The sequence below is a fragment of the Lysobacter sp. BMK333-48F3 genome, assembly GCF_019733395.1.
Lineage (GTDB): Bacteria > Pseudomonadota > Gammaproteobacteria > Xanthomonadales > Xanthomonadaceae > Lysobacter.
This window is the reverse complement of record NZ_JAIHOO010000001.1, coordinates 4,603,487-4,616,595: the sequence shown is the minus strand read 5'-3', so window position 1 is coordinate 4,616,595 and position 13,109 is coordinate 4,603,487. Positions and strand designations below refer to the sequence as shown.

Here is a 13,109-nt window from a genome sequence, read left to right as displayed (position 1 = left end):
CGAACGAGAGGTGAACCGGCCGCGTCGGCGCGGCCGGTCGGTTCAGATGAACCCGCAGCGGCGAGGCCCGTTCAGAAGAACCACGCCAGCGCGAACAGGCCGACCATGGCGAAGGCCAGGCCGAACTTGAGCACGGTGCCGACGACGATGCCGACCCAGGTGCCGACCCCGACCTGGGTCGCCTTGGACAACTCGCGGGTGTGGATCAGTTCGCCGACCAGCGCGCCGACGAAGGGACCGACGAACACCCCGATCAGGCCGAAGGCCAGGCCGGCGAAGGTGCCGATCACCGAGCCGATCAGGGCCAGCTTGCTGGCGCCGACCCGTTTGGCCCCCATCGCCGTGGCCAGGAAGTCGATCCCCAGGGACAGCGCGGTCAGCAGGCCCAGCACGACCAGGGTGACCCAGCCGACTTTCTCGAAATCCGAGGCCCAGGCGGCCAGGACCATGCCGCCGAACACCAGCGGCAGGCCGGGCAGGGCGGGGAGTACCGTGCCGACGATTCCGATCACCACCAGGACGCCGGCCAATATGTAATAAAGTGTCTGCAAATCCATGCTTATTCCCTGTCCGGACGGGGTGTCCGGCCGGTTTGCATTTTCACCGATGTCGGGGTACGTTGCGGGCGCTGCGTTTGCCAAGGGTCACCGTGAATCGTGGCCCGATGCGGTTGATCCGTCGATCCGCTACATCGTTGCACCTCGCTTCCTCCTTGCAACCAGCACGCGAGCCAGTCGCGTTAACAACACCACGTTTCAAGGAGAGAGTAGCGATGTCCGCGAAAGAAACCGGAACCGTCAAGTGGTTCAACGACGCCAAGGGTTTTGGCTTTATCAGCCGTGAAAACGGCGAAGACGTATTCGTGCATTTCCGCGCGATCCAGACCCAGGGCTTCAAGAGCCTGAAGGAAGGCCAGAAGGTCTCGTTCACCGTCGTCCAGGGCCAGAAGGGCCTGCAGGCCGACGCGGTCGAGCCGATCTGACCCGGTACTGAGATCCGCCGCGGCGCCGTCGGCGCCGCGAACGCATCGGAAAGACCCGGCTACGGCCGGGTTTTTCTTGTGCGAAAGTTCGATAATCGTCACAAAATCGCCAATTGCCGCCGCGCCGGTCATACGAAATGTCCAAAGCGTGCGCGCAGTCATCGGAGCGGCGCCGGAAACTCCGACCGTCATCGCGTTTGACTCGATCCAAGCCTGGCGCGGGATTTTCCGCCGCAGCGGCCACGCTGCGAGTCGACGCTGGCGTCGTCCTCGCCCCCTTTCGCCGTCCGCGAATCTCGTCCGCTTGAAACCGTTGCGTTGAATCGGTTGCGTTGAATCCGTTGCCCCGGGGTTTCGCCGGCGAGCGACTGGCCCGCAGGCCGCCGCAGCGACTCGGTCGAGCCGGGGGCGCGAGGCCCCCGACCCGCCGACCGGCCGCCAGGGCCGGCGCTTCCTTGCCCGATCGCGTGCGTTCCCGATGTTCCGCCCTGCGCACGCAGCGCGGCCGTCCCGGCCGCGTCGAACCCCGACCGCGGCGCCGCGGCCTCGTCTTCCGCTGCGCCGCCTGCGTCCCTGCCGATCGCTACGGCGTCCTGCCGCCGGGCTCGATGTTTGCTAACGCGCCGGCGGCGGCAGTGGGGTTGGTGTGGGGGGGCGGGAATGGGGAATCGGGAATCGGGATTGGCGGCCGGAAGCTGGGGGGCAGTAGCCAATAGGCTGGGGAATCTGGCCTGAGTGCCGCGGGCTGCGACCTGGAACGCGGAGTCGGCCTTGCACCGTCCGCCCGAAGCCGTTCGATCCGGCCCCCATCGCAACCGCCTACCGCTTCCCCCCTTTGGAGAGGGGGGCAGGGGGATTTGCTTTACCTCTAGTCCAAGCAAATCCCTCGTGCGCCGATTCGCATCTTCGACTTCGTGCGAAGCGATGCGCGGCTCTCGAGCCGCCGCCGATGCCCGGGCATCGGCGGCCCTTGCTCAGTTCTGGAACGGCGTGTTTTCGGCGAAATACTCGTGGTTGTCGGCGTTGTCCAGCGCCGCGGCGGGGTTGGTGTTGGCCAGGTTCTGCGCCGCGCCCTGGCCGTAGGCGTGATCGTCGGTGCCGGCGACCACGGTGAAGTGGCTCATCTCGTGGATCAGGGTGCCGGCCTTGGAATCGGTGCCGGTCTGCGGCGCGCTCCAGAACGCGTTGCAGACATAGATCTGGTACGGCTGGTTCGGGTACACGTAGGCGTAGGCGCTGCTGCTGCAGCCGCAGTTGATGGTGATCTGGCCGCTGTTCTGGTCCATCGCCTGGTCGATCGAAACGAAGTGCTGGCGCGCGGTGGCGTAGCGGCTGTCGGTGTAGGCGCCGAACCAGCTGGTGTAGCGCGGGCCGAACGAGCCGCCGACGAGATACCCCTTGGCGTTCTCGGAATAGCCGCGCGCCGACACCACCGCCTGGCCGGCGGCGCTGATGCGCGACGTGGTGCAGCCGACGTAGTTGACGCCGTTGACCACCGCGGTCGGGCCGATCGGCTTCTTCGCCGCCGCGGCGACCTTGCTGCCGCCGAGCTGGTCCAGGCCGTCCACCCACAGGCTCAGCGGCACGCTCTGCGCGCTCATCGCCAGGCCGTTGCCCTGGCGCAGCATGGTGCGGTCGGAGGTCGAGGCGTGTTGCAGCGGCGCATTGAAGCGAACCACGTACTGGCCGGTGCGCGACAGGTCGTAGCCGGCCGACAGATCGATGGTGCGGCGATAAGTCTCGCCCGGCTGCAGGATCGCGAAGTCTTCGGCGGCGGGCAGGCCGCGCTTGACCAGGGCGCCCTCGTAGGCGACCGGCTTGCCGCCGTAGCTGATGTCGAACAGGCGCGCGTCGAACTCGTCCGAAGGCAACTGCCACTTGGGCAGGCGCACCGCCTTGCGGCCGGTGTTGGTGATGCTGATTTCGACCGCGCCGAGGAAATCGTCGGCGGCGCCGGTCACCGCGACCAGGCCCACGCGCAGCGGATTGTTCTGGGCCGCGCCCGGCGCGGCGACGGCGGCGGCGATGGCGCCGGTGAGGACGGCGCCGGCGGACACCACGGGCAGGAAGCGAAGTTTCATTCCACGATCTCCTGAGCTTGCGTTGGCTGAGTTGCGTTGGCTGGCGTCCGCAGGGCGGACGCAAACGACCCTAGCGCAACGCGGCGCTCATGAAGACCGGCAGAAGTGCGCCAGTTCCGCGCCCAACCGTGACGCGGGTCGGGAACGCGGATCGCAGCGCCAGCGCGGTGAAAACGCAGCAAAGAACTGCACAAAAAAACGGCCCGCGATGCGGGCCGTTGTTGTCCTGGTGATTTCGTTACTTTGTTTCATCGCCGCCGCGCGAGCGGCGGCGAAGGCGCGGCTCAACGCAGATACGCTCAGCGCAGATACACGCGGCCGTTGGCGACGCGGACGTAGGTGTTCTCGCGGATACCGCCGATGTCCTTCTGGGTGATCACCACGGTGCGGCCGTCGTTCATGCGCACATAGACGTTGTAGCTCGGCGCGCCGACCCGGTTCTGGATCGCGTTGCCGGCCACCGCGCCGGCGACCGCGCCGGCCACCGTGGCGGTGTTCCTGCGGCCCTTGCTGTCGGTGTGGTCGTCGGCGATCTCGCGGCCGGCGACGGCGCCGACCAAGCCGCCGAGTACGGCGCCGGTAGCGCGCGGAGCGGTGCTGGCGGTGCTGATCTGCTCGATCCGGGTGACTACGCCGCAGTCGTAGCAGTTGCTCTGGTTGTAGCTCGGCTGCGAGGGCGGCGGATAGCTGTTGTAGCCGCCGCCGCTGTAGCCCGGCGAGGTCGCGCAGCCGGCGAGCGCCAGGGTGGCCGTCGCGGCAAGGCCCAGCAGTCGGAATTGATTGGTGTTCATTCGAGGCTCCTGCGCTAGAGGCATGTGGCGGGCATCGCCACGCGCCTGCCACGCTAGCCAGCCTTGCGTGAACACGTGTTCAATTTTTACGCCCGTTCCGGCACCGCGCGCCGCTGCGTTCAGCTAGCGTCGGGGAAGGCGACGGGACCGCTAGGAACAAGTGAAGAGGAACGAGTGGAGAGCGAGGAATGAAAGCGGCCGGAGCCGTGTCGTGTCCGCTACTGTTTTCTCTCCACTCGTTGCCGCCTTTCAGCCGCGGAAGTCCTGATGGCAGGCCTTGCAGGCTTCGCCGATCTGCTCGGACACGGCGCTGACCCCGGCGCAGTTGAGCGGCGGACTGGCCAGTGCGCCGTCGAGCGCCGCGCGCAGCTTGCTGGCGTGCTGGCCGAAGCGCTGGTCGTCCTTGAGGTCGGGGAAGGCCGGTTCGAGGTCGTCGGCCATCGTCCGCAGCGCCTTCACGTGCGGCAGGGTGTCGGTGGCGGCGCAGCGGTTCTGCTCGACCCGGCTCTTGAGCTGGCCCAGGTGCCACTGCTGCACGTGCATGACGCTGTCGGGGAAATGGTCCTTGCGCTGGTCGAGCGCGCGCACCGCCATGACCGTGGCGACCACGCCGCCGACCAGGCCGATCAGGAACAGGAACAGATATTTCGAACCATTGCCTTTGCGCTTGGGTGCTGCGTCAGTGGGCTGGGTATTGCTCATTGCCTGGCCTCCGTCCAATTGCCCGCGAACATAGCATGCGACCGCGTGAGGCCGGGGTCGGCGCCGGGCCGGACGGGGCGCGGCTATGCCAGGTCGATCCGCTCGCCCGGGGGCGGTATGTGCCATGGCCCGTCGAGGGGCCGCGGCCGCCCGCAGCATTCCATCGCCGGCGCCGACCCGCGGTGCGCCGGCGACTACACTATGCGGATGAACGCAGCTCTCTCCGACCCCTCCGCCGACACCGTCTGGCAGGAACGCTTCGCCGGCGTCGACCGGCTTTACGGCCGCGGCACGGTCGCGCGCTTTCGCCGCTGCCGGATCGCCGTGGTCGGCATGGGCGGGGTCGGATCCTGGGCGGTGGAGGCGCTGGCGCGCACCGGCATCGGCCACCTGACCCTGATCGACGCCGACGACCTGTGCGTGTCCAACACCAACCGCCAACTGCCGGCGCTGGCCGGCCAGTACGGCCGGGCCAAGGTCGAGGCCATGGCCGAGCGCTGCCGCGCGATCAACCCGGCGATCGAGGTCGACGCGGTGCAGAGCTTCCTGACCCCGGCCAACCTCGACGAGCTGCTCGACCGCGGCTACGACCTGGTGCTGGACGCCTGCGACAGCTTCCGCAGCAAGGTCGAGTTGATCGCCTGGTGCCGCCGGCGCAAGCTGCCGGTGATCGTGGTCGGCTCGGCCGGCGGCCGCACCGACCCGACCCTGGTGCGGGTGCGCGATCTCTCGCGCACCGAGCACGACGCGATGCTGGCGCTGATCCGCAAGAAGCTGCGCGGCGAGTTCAATTTCCCCAAGAATCCGGACCGCTACTTCGGCGTGTCGGCGATCTACTCGCTGGAAAACGTCAAGTACCCGCAGCCGGACGGCACGGTCTGCGGCCTGCGGCCCAAGCTCGACGGCGACGCCGCGCTCAAGCTCGATTGCGGCGCCGGCCTGGGCGCGGCCACCCACATCACCGGGGTGTTCGCGTTCGCGGCGGTGGGGCGGGCGCTGGAGCTGCTGCTGAAGAAGCAGGAATGAGCCTGGAAACAGGAGTGAGCGCAGAGAAGTGAGGAGCGAGTAAGCCGAGGTATTGCCGGCTCACTTCTCGCTTCTCTGTGCTCACTCCTCGCTCAAGCCGAACAACCGCGCCGCATTGGCGCTGGTCGCAGCGGCGATGCGTTCCGGCGGCTCGCCGCGCAGCTCGGCGACGCTGGCGCAGATCGTCGCCAACCGCGCCGGCTCGTTGCGCTGGCCGCGAATCGCGGCGTCGGGCTGGTCGGGGGCATCGGTTTCCAGCAGCAACTGCTCCAGCGGCATGCTCGCGACGATCCGGCGCAGGCGCTTGGCCCGCTCGTAGGTCAGCGGGCCGCCGAGGCCGAGCAGGAAGCCGAGCTTGTGCAACTGCGCGGCCTGCTCCTCGCTGCCGGAGTAGCTGTGGATCACGCCGCGCAGCCCGCCGACGCGGCGGATCGCGGCGATCGTGGCCTCCACCGCGTGCCGTGCGTGCACGATCACCGGCAGGTCGTACTCGCGCGCCAGGGCCAGTTGGCCGTCGAAATACAGTGCCTGACGCTCCGGGGCCAGCCCGTCGACGAAGAAATCCAGGCCGCATTCGCCGACCGCGCAAGGGCGCTCGCGCTCGATCCAGTCGCGCAGTTCGCGCAGGTGTTCGGGGCGGTGCGCATCCAGGTACATCGGATGCAGGCCGTAGGCCGGATGCAGGCCGGGCGCGGCCGCGCAGACCTCGCGCAGCTTGGGCCAGCCGGCGGCGTCGACCGCCGGGACGATTTGCCGGGTCACCCCGGCGGCGGCCGCGCGCGCGACCACCTGCGCACGGTCGCGGTCGAACTCGGCCGCGTCGAGGTGGCAATGACTGTCGGTCAGGCCCACGTTCAGCGAGCGCCAGGCGCCGGCGGCTTCAGCGGCGGCGCCGGGCTCTTGCGGTTCTTCCAGTTGGCCAGCAGCAAGGTGCCCAGGCCGAGCAGCAACTCGTCGGCGAAGGGGATGAAGTCCGGCACCACCACGTCCAGCGCGAACAGCGTCGCGGCGACCATGAACAGCCGGGGATAACTCAGGCGGCCGAGGAAGCCCATCAGGGGGGCGAGCAGCGGATTGGTCATGGCGGTCGTCGGGCAACTCGTCGGGGTAACGGTGGGATGTGACGGCGTTCGCGAACACGCTAGCACGCGTGCGCGGCGGGGTTCATGCCGGGGACAGACTGGCGAAAATCAATAGGCACCGGTTCAGCTTTCCGGTGGTGGAATTGGCACACACACAACGCGCGGCCCGCCATGCCCCGGCGGGACGCATCCAACCACGCTGCACTCAGGTCCCCCGCTGGAGGCTCCATATGAACAAGAACATGATTGCTGTCGCGATCGCGTCGCTGCTGGTCGGCGGCGTCGCCGTCGCAGCCTTCCAGAGCTTCCGCGGCCCGGCCGCCGCCGATGCCGCGCTGACCCCGGCCGGCCAGCAGCTGCAGCCGGGCAACGGCGCTGGCGGCGACATCGCCGCCAGCGGCGCGATCGACGCCACCCCGCAGGTCGAGTACGCCGACGTGGTCAAGGTCGCGCCGATCAACGAGAAGGAAAAGCTGTACGCGACCGTGATCGGCACCGATCCGGTGCGCGAGACCAACACCGTCTCCACCCCGCGCGAAGTCTGCGAAGACGTGGTCGTGCAGGAGCGCCTGCCCGAGCGCGACGGCAACGTCGGCGGCACCGTGGCCGGCGCGGTCATCGGCGGCCTGCTCGGCAACCAGGTCGGCGGCGGCAACGGCAAGAAGGCCGCGACCGCGGCCGGCGCCGTGGCCGGCGGCTTCATCGGCAACCGGGTCGACCGCAACCATGTCGGCGGCCGGGTGGTGAACCGCACCGAGCGCCAGTGCCGCACCGTGTCGGATACCTCGCAGTCCTCGCGCGTGGTGGCTTACAACGTCACCTACCGCAACCCGGACGGCACCACCGGCACCATGCGCACCGAGAGCAAGCCGGGCAGCCGCATCGCCCTGGGCAGCGAAGACAAGGTGGTCGGCTACGACGTGACCTACCGTTACCAGGGCCAGGAGCAGACCATCCGCATGGACGAGCGTCCGACCCAGCGCCTGCCGGTGATCAACGGCGAAGTCGTGACCCAGACCGCTTCGGCGGCGACGCCCAGCCGCGGCTGATCGGCGCCCGAGCGCGACACCCGAAACGGGGCCGGCTTGTCCGGCCCCGTTTTTTTATGCCGCCGCCGCGCGCCGGCCGGGCAGGGCGCGCGGCGCGTCGGCGAGCGCGGCCAGGCCGGCTGCGTGCGGCCCTGCGGCCGGGCGAGCGCGGCGACGGGATTGGATTCGCTGCCGTACCGCGGCGGCCGGCGATAAACCCGCCCGCTATCGCCGCGGCTCGCGCAAGAATTCCCCGTATCGCGCGCAGAGCGCTACGTCCAGCGGTTTTTGGCCTTACCCGGGCCGCAGCCGGCCATTACAATGGCCGTCTTTCTGCCCAAACAGGTCTCCTGAGCACGCCATGGCCCTGCATCCTTACGATCTCTACGACGTCCGTTCCTTGCTCAGCGAAGAGGAGCGCGCCGTACAGGACACCGTGGCCCGCTTCACCGACGAACGCGTCATTCCGATCATCGGCGATGCCTTCGACCAGGGCCGTTTCCCCAAGGAACTGGTGCCGGAGATCGCCGAACTCGGCCTGCTCGGCTCCTCGCTGCCGGAACAGTACGGCTGCGCCGGCCTCAACGCGGTCAGCTACGGCCTGATCTGCCAGGAACTGGAACGCGGCGACAGCGGCATCCGCAGCTTCGTCAGCGTGCAGTCCTCGCTGTGCATGTACCCGATCTACGCCTACGGCACCGAAGAGCAGCGCCAGCGCTGGCTGCCGGGCATGGCCAAGGGCCAGATCATCGGCTGCTTCGGCCTGACCGAGCCGCACGGCGGTTCCGACCCGGCCAACATGAAGACCAACGCCAAGCGCGACGGCGGCGACTGGATCCTCAACGGCTCCAAGATGTGGATCACCAACGGCAACCTGGCCGACATCGCCATCGTCTGGGCGCAGACCGAGGACGGCATCCAGGGCTTCGTGGTCGAAAAGGGCATGCCCGGTTTCGCCGCGCAGGAAATCAAGCACAAGATGAGCCTGCGCGCGTCGGTGACCTCGTCGCTGTTCTTCGACAACGTGCGCGTGCCGGAAGCCAACCGCCTGCCGAACGTGAAGGGCCTCAAGGGCCCGCTGGGCTGCCTGACCCAGGCCCGCTACGGCATCACCTGGGGCCCGATCGGCGCCGCCATCGCCTGCCTGGACGAGGCGCTGGGCTACACCAAGGAACGCATCCTGTTCGACCGTCCGGTCGCGGCCACCCAGTCGGCGCAGATCAAGATGGCCGAGATGGCGCGCCGGATCACCCTGGCCCAACTGCTGGTGGTGCAGCTCGGCCGGCTCAAGGACGCCGGCAACATGCAGCCGACCCAGGTGTCGCTGGCGAAGTGGAACAACTGCCGCATGGCGATCGACATCGCGCGCGAATGCCGCGACCTGCTCGGCGGCGCCGGCATCACCACCGAGCACGCCGCGATCCGCCACGCGCTGAACCTGGAATCGGTGATCACCTACGAGGGCACCGAGACCGTGCACCAGCTGGTCGTCGGCCGCGAACTGACCGGCATCAACGCGTTCTGAGTTTCGCTCCCGCCGTGTGCGGGAGCCGCGAATTTCCCTGCTCCCGCTCGCGGGAGAAGGTGGCCCGAAGGGCCGGATGAGGGCGCGCCGCCGCGGCGCAGGCTGGAGCTCCTCACCCCAACCCCTCTCCCGGATGCGGGAGAGGGGCTTTCAATCGCGATGCATGCGCAATCGGAGAGCCCCAGCCGTGATGACGATTCCCGACATCGAACTGGAAACCCCGCGCCTGATCCTGCGCCCGCCGTGCCTGGACGATTTCGACGACTGGGCCGCCTTCATGGATGCCGGCGACTACCTGCGCTACATCGGCGGGCCGCAACCGCGCTCGGTGGCCTGGCGCGGCCTGATGTCGGTGATCGGCTCCTGGGCCGCGCTCGGCTACGGCTTCTTCTCGGTCTACGAAAAAGCCTCCGGGCGCTGGGTCGGCCGGCTCGGCCCCTGGCAGCCGGAAGGCTGGCCGGGCACCGAGGTGGGGTGGGGCATCGTCGAAAGCGAAGGCGGCAAGGGCTACGGGACCGAGGGCGCGACCGCCGCGATCGACTGGGCCTTCGACCACCTGGGCTGGACCGAGGTGATCCACACCATCGACGCCGACAACGCCGCCTCCAAGGGCGTGGCGCGCAAGCTCGGTTCGCGTTACCTGCGCCAGGACCGCTTGCCGGCGCCGGTCGACATGGAAGTCGAAGTGTGGGGCCAGAGCCGCGAGGAATGGCGCGCACGCCGCCAGGGGCAGGCCGCATGATCACCGTCCACGGCTTTTCGCCCTCGGGCAACTGCCACAAGCTGCGCCTGCTGTTGGAACAACTCGGCGAGCCGTATCGCTGGGTCGAGGTCGACAGCAGCCAGGGCCAGACCCGTAGCGCGCAATTCCTCGCCCTCAATCCCAACGGCAAGGTGCCGGTGATCGAGCTCGACGACGGGCGCACGCTCAGCGAGTCGAACGCGATCCTGTACTACCTGGCCGACGGCAGCCGCTTCCTGCCGAGCGATCGCTGGCAGCGCGCGCAAGCCCTGAGCTGGATGAATTTCGAGCAGTACAGCCACGAACCGTACATCGCGGTGGCGCGCTTCATCGCCGGCTGGACCCCGCTGGATTCGCCGCGCCGGGCCGAACTGCCGGCGCTGCGCGAACGCGGCCATCGCGCGTTGGCGGTGATGGAGCGGCATCTGCAGTCCCACGACTGGTTCAGCGGCGCGGACTACGGCATCGCCGACATCGCTTTGTTCGCCTACACCGACGTCGCCGGCCACGGCGGCATCGGCCTGGACGGCTACCCGGCGTTGCGCGCCTGGCTGGCGCGGGTGCGCGCGACCGAGGGTTTCGTCGCCTTGCCCGAGCCGGACGAGCAGGCCGCGCAGCGGATCGCGCAGACCGCCTGAAACCGCCTCCAAGCCCGATTTCTTCCCCCGATTCCTCACTGTTGAGCCGGCCCGCATGCGGGCGGCGGAGTTTCCGATGTCAGCGCAACCGCAGTCTCCGATCTTCCAGGGCGTGCCGAACTTCAACCCGGTGCCGAGCCCGATCCCGGCGCGCATGAAAGGCCTCAACCGGGCCGAAATCTGCGACGTCAACTTCGTCGAGTTCGTGCGCGGCTGGAACGGCCGCGCCGATGTGCGCCCGGCCGCCGACGAGGCCGTGCTCGACGGCAGCGCGCTGGACGCGCGCGGTTTCCGCGAGCTGTTCGAATCCCAGCTGATCAGCCGCCACCTGGACCTGATGGCGCGCGTGCTGCGGGTCCAGAACAAGGTCTTCTACACCATCGGCTCCAGCGGTCACGAAGGCAATGCGATGGTCGCGCGGCTCGCGCGCCACACCGATCCGGCCTTCCTGCACTACCGCAGCGGCGGCTTCATGGCCGAACGCTTCCGCAAGCTGCCGGGCATGGACCCGGTGATGGACTCGGCGCTGTCGTTCGCGGCGAGCAAGGACGACCCGGCCTCCGGCGGCCGGCACAAGGTCTGGGGCAGCAAGCCCTTGTGGGTGCTGCCGCAGACCTCGACGATCGCCTCCCACCTGCCCAAGGCCCTGGGCACGGCGGTGGCGATCGAGACCGCGCGCCGGCTCGGCCATGCGCTGCCGATCCCCGACGACAGCATCGCGATCTGCTCCTTCGGCGACGCTTCGGCCAACCACGCCACCGCCCAGACCGCGTTCAACGCCGCGGCCTGGACCGCCTACCAGAAGCTGCCGGCGCCGGTGTTGTTCGTGTGTGAGGACAACGGCATCGGCATCTCGGTCAAGACCCCGGGCGGCTGGATCGGCAACCGCTTCCGCAACATGGACGGCCTGGATTACTTCGCCGCCGACGGCCTCGACCTGGCCGGCGGCTACGGCGACGTGCAGCGCGCGGTCGAGCATTGCCGCCGCACCCGCCGGCCGACCTTCCTGCACCTGCGCACGACCCGGATCATGGGCCACGCCGGCACCGACTTCGAGATCGAATGGCGTTCGGTCGAAGAGCTGTGCGCGGTCGAGGCCAGCGACCCGCTGTTGCGCTCGGCGGCGATCGCCTTGGAATCCGGGCTGATGTCCAAGGACGAAGTGCTGGGGCTGTACGAAGCCACCCGCGCCAAGTGCTTCGCCGCAGCCGAAGAGGCCGACCGCCGGCCCAAGCTGGACCGGCTCGACGAGGTGATCGCGCCGCTGGCGCCGTACTCGCCCGACGCGGTCGCCGCGGAGGCCGCGCGCGCCGATTACCAGGCTCGGCGCCTGGAGGTGTTCGGCGGCGAGGCCAAGCTGCCGGAAGCGCAGGCGCCGCGCCATCTGGCGATCCAGATCAACAACGCCCTGCACGACTTGTTCGCCAAGTACCCCGAGACCTTGCTGTTCGGCGAAGACGTGGCGCAGAAGGGCGGCGTCTACACCGTCACCAAGGGTCTGCAGAAGGCATTCGGCCCGCGCCGGGTGTTCAACACCCTGCTCGACGAGACCATGATCCTGGGCATGGCCCAGGGCTTCGCCAACGTCGGCCTGCTGCCGATCCCGGAAATCCAGTACCTGGCGTATTTCCACAACGCCTGCGACCAGATCCGCGGCGAAGCGGCTTCGCTGCAGTTCTTCAGCAACAACCAGTACCGCAACCCGATGGTGGTGCGTATCGCCGGCCTGGGCTACCAGCGCGGTTTCGGCGGCCACTTCCACAACGACAACTCGATCACCGCGTTGCGCGACATCCCCGGCCTGGTGGTCGGCTGCCCGTCGCGCGGCGACGATGCGGCGACCATGCTGCGCACCCTGACCGCGCTGGCCAAGGTCGACGGCCGGGTCGCGGTGTTCCTGGAGCCGATCGCGCTGTACATGACCAAGGACCTGTACGAGGCCGGCGACGGCCAATGGCTGACCGCCTACCCGGCGCCGGACCAGGCCATGCCGCTGGGCGAGGGCCGCACTTACGGCGAGGGCGAGGACCTGGTGATCTTCAGCTACGGCAACGGCGTGCCGATGAGCCTGCGCGCGGCGCGGGCGATCGAAGGCAAGCACGGCTGGAAGACCAAGGTCGTCGACCTGCGCTGGCTGGTGCCGCTCAACGATGCCTACATCGCCGAGCAGGCGCGCGGCGCCAAGCGCATCGTCGTGGTCGACGAAGGCCGGCGCAGCGCCGGCGTCGGAGAGGGCGTGATCACCGCGCTGGCCGAGGCCGGACTGGGCGGCGTGCCGATGCAGCGCGTGGTCGGCGTCGACACCTACACCCCGCTGGCCGGCGCGGCCTTCCTGGTGATTCCGGGCGACGAGGACATCGTCGCCGCGGCCGACCGGCTGGCCTGAGCCGGCGTCGCGGTACGGTCCGGGCGATCGCCGCCCGGCCGTGCCGCGAACGCGGCCCGTTGCCGCGGTCGCCGCGATCGGGCCTTCCGTCGCGCCGGATCGGCGCATCAGGACGCGATCACGGCG

Annotated in this window: 13 protein-coding genes; 7 read left to right on the top strand and 6 right to left on the bottom strand. The window is 69.1% G+C overall.

The features are described from left to right. Positions 1-71: 71 nt before the first annotated feature. Complete coding sequence (locus K4L06_RS19905; RefSeq protein ID WP_221673033.1) at positions 72-557, bottom strand: DUF456 domain-containing protein; 486 nt, start codon at positions 555-557, stop codon at positions 72-74. 215 nt (positions 558-772) lie between these two features. On the opposite strand from K4L06_RS19905, the gene K4L06_RS19900 reads away from it, so the two are divergent. Further along, positions 773-982, top strand: a complete 210-nt coding sequence (locus K4L06_RS19900) for a cold-shock protein (RefSeq protein WP_221673032.1) — start codon at positions 773-775, stop codon at positions 980-982. A gap of 974 nt (positions 983-1,956) precedes the next feature. Here K4L06_RS19900 and K4L06_RS19895 read toward each other — a convergent pair. From K4L06_RS19895 to K4L06_RS19885, 3 genes are all read right to left on the bottom strand, one after another. After that, positions 1,957-3,063, bottom strand: coding sequence for a M35 family metallo-endopeptidase (locus K4L06_RS19895; RefSeq protein ID WP_221673031.1), 1,107 nt, complete (start codon positions 3,061-3,063; stop codon positions 1,957-1,959). A 299-nt stretch (positions 3,064-3,362) separates the two neighbouring features. After that, on the bottom strand, positions 3,363-3,854 hold the full coding sequence (locus K4L06_RS19890) for a glycine zipper 2TM domain-containing protein (RefSeq protein WP_221673030.1): 492 nt from the start codon (positions 3,852-3,854) through the stop codon (positions 3,363-3,365). A gap of 249 nt (positions 3,855-4,103) precedes the next feature. Further along, positions 4,104-4,556: a hypothetical protein gene (locus K4L06_RS19885; RefSeq protein ID WP_221673029.1), complete on the bottom strand. Its 453-nt coding sequence runs from the start codon at positions 4,554-4,556 to the stop codon at positions 4,104-4,106. A 207-nt stretch (positions 4,557-4,763) separates the two neighbouring features. Between K4L06_RS19885 and K4L06_RS19880 the strand changes: the two genes are divergently transcribed. Beyond that, on the top strand, positions 4,764-5,582 hold the full coding sequence (locus tag K4L06_RS19880) for a tRNA threonylcarbamoyladenosine dehydratase (RefSeq protein WP_221673028.1): 819 nt from the start codon (positions 4,764-4,766) through the stop codon (positions 5,580-5,582). Positions 5,583-5,663: 81 nt separating this feature from the next. On the opposite strand, the gene K4L06_RS19875 is transcribed toward K4L06_RS19880, so the two are convergent. Together K4L06_RS19875 and K4L06_RS19870 are read right to left on the bottom strand one after the other, a co-directional pair. Next, entirely contained in the window at positions 5,664-6,440 is a 777-nt protein-coding gene (locus K4L06_RS19875) for a TatD family hydrolase (protein ID WP_221673711.1), read from the bottom strand. Then, on the bottom strand, positions 6,437-6,664 hold the full coding sequence (locus K4L06_RS19870) for a DUF6116 family protein (RefSeq protein ID WP_221673710.1): 228 nt from the start codon (positions 6,662-6,664) through the stop codon (positions 6,437-6,439). The genes K4L06_RS19875 and K4L06_RS19870 overlap by 4 nt, the downstream gene beginning before the upstream one ends. A 230-nt stretch (positions 6,665-6,894) precedes the next feature. Here K4L06_RS19870 and K4L06_RS19865 point away from each other — a divergent pair, with 230 nt between their 5' ends. The 5 genes from K4L06_RS19865 to K4L06_RS19845 all read left to right on the top strand — a co-directional run bounded on the left by K4L06_RS19865 (position 6,895) and on the right by K4L06_RS19845 (position 12,983). Then, on the top strand, positions 6,895-7,713 hold the full coding sequence (locus K4L06_RS19865; protein ID WP_305068581.1) for a glycine zipper 2TM domain-containing protein: 819 nt from the start codon (positions 6,895-6,897) through the stop codon (positions 7,711-7,713). A gap of 340 nt (positions 7,714-8,053) precedes the next feature. After that, a complete protein-coding gene (locus tag K4L06_RS19860; protein ID WP_221673027.1) occupies positions 8,054-9,217 on the top strand; it encodes an acyl-CoA dehydrogenase family protein in 1,164 nt (387 codons plus the stop codon). A 190-nt stretch (positions 9,218-9,407) separates the two neighbouring features. Beyond that, entirely contained in the window at positions 9,408-9,959 is a 552-nt protein-coding gene (locus tag K4L06_RS19855; protein ID WP_221673026.1) for a GNAT family N-acetyltransferase, read from the top strand. Next, entirely contained in the window at positions 9,956-10,597 is a 642-nt protein-coding gene (locus K4L06_RS19850) for a glutathione S-transferase family protein (protein ID WP_221673025.1), read from the top strand. Before K4L06_RS19855 ends, K4L06_RS19850 begins: the two co-directional genes overlap by 4 nt. Before the next feature lie 76 nt (positions 10,598-10,673). Next, on the top strand, positions 10,674-12,983 hold the full coding sequence (locus K4L06_RS19845) for a thiamine pyrophosphate-dependent enzyme (protein WP_221673024.1): 2,310 nt from the start codon (positions 10,674-10,676) through the stop codon (positions 12,981-12,983). Positions 12,984-13,109 lie beyond the last annotated feature (126 nt).

Bases quoted from the DNA above. Each gene is read 5' to 3' on its own strand.
- K4L06_RS19900 (WP_221673032.1), top strand. From the start codon at position 773: ATGTCCGCGAAAGAAACCGGAACCGTCAAGTGGTTCAACGACGCCAAG.
- K4L06_RS19865 (WP_305068581.1), top strand. From the start codon at position 6,895: ATGAACAAGAACATGATTGCTGTCGCGATCGCGTCGCTGCTGGTCGGC.
- K4L06_RS19855 (WP_221673026.1), top strand. From the start codon at position 9,408: ATGACGATTCCCGACATCGAACTGGAAACCCCGCGCCTGATCCTGCGC.
- K4L06_RS19890 (WP_221673030.1), bottom strand. From the start codon at position 3,854: ATGAACACCAATCAATTCCGACTGCTGGGCCTTGCCGCGACGGCCACC.
- K4L06_RS19905 (WP_221673033.1), bottom strand. From the start codon at position 557: ATGGATTTGCAGACACTTTATTACATATTGGCCGGCGTCCTGGTGGTG.
- K4L06_RS19880 (WP_221673028.1), top strand. From the start codon at position 4,764: ATGAACGCAGCTCTCTCCGACCCCTCCGCCGACACCGTCTGGCAGGAA.
- K4L06_RS19845 (WP_221673024.1), top strand. From the start codon at position 10,674: ATGTCAGCGCAACCGCAGTCTCCGATCTTCCAGGGCGTGCCGAACTTC.
- K4L06_RS19850 (WP_221673025.1), top strand. From the start codon at position 9,956: ATGATCACCGTCCACGGCTTTTCGCCCTCGGGCAACTGCCACAAGCTG.
- K4L06_RS19895 (WP_221673031.1), bottom strand. From the start codon at position 3,063: ATGAAACTTCGCTTCCTGCCCGTGGTGTCCGCCGGCGCCGTCCTCACC.
- K4L06_RS19860 (WP_221673027.1), top strand. From the start codon at position 8,054: ATGGCCCTGCATCCTTACGATCTCTACGACGTCCGTTCCTTGCTCAGC.
- K4L06_RS19870 (WP_221673710.1), bottom strand. From the start codon at position 6,664: ATGACCAATCCGCTGCTCGCCCCCCTGATGGGCTTCCTCGGCCGCCTG.
- K4L06_RS19885 (WP_221673029.1), bottom strand. From the start codon at position 4,556: ATGAGCAATACCCAGCCCACTGACGCAGCACCCAAGCGCAAAGGCAAT.